Below are 501 nucleotides of genomic sequence, written 5' to 3'. Positions count from 1 at the left end.
CAGTAGACACAACTACACCAGGTGATAAAGGAACTACAGTCGTTGTAACATACCCAGATGGTTCTAAGGATGAAGTACCAGTTAAAGTAACTGTAAAAGATCCAAGTGCACCAGCTACAGATGCAGATAAGAACGAGCCAACACCAAAAGCTCAAACTGTAGATAAAGGAACTGAACCAAAAGCAGAAGATTCAATTGACAACCTCAAGGATCTTCCTAAGGGTACAACAGTAGAGTTCAAGACACCAGTAGATACAACTACACCAGGTGATAAAGGAACTACAGTCGTTGTGACTTACCCAGATGGATCTAAGGATGAAGTACCAGTTAAAGTAACTGTAAAAGATCCAGAGAAGACATCTGATGCAGACAACAACACTCCAACAGCGAAAGATCAAACTGTTAAACCAGGAGATAAACCATCTGCCAAAGATTCAATCGGTAATGTAGGTGATCTTCCAGAAGGAACAACAGTAGAGTTCAAGACACCAGTAGACACAA

General features: G+C 40.9%; 1 protein-coding gene. It reads left to right on the top strand.

Annotation, left to right across the window (positions count from 1 at the left end):
* The coding region (locus QM867_RS10845) for a Rib/alpha-like domain-containing protein (protein WP_414315759.1) at window positions 1–501 on the top strand (501 nt) is incomplete at both ends.

This window comes from Streptococcus infantis, assembly GCF_047463635.1.
Taxonomy (GTDB): Bacteria; Bacillota; Bacilli; order Lactobacillales; family Streptococcaceae; genus Streptococcus; species Streptococcus infantis_W.
This window is presented reverse-complemented; position numbering and strand designations above follow the sequence as displayed.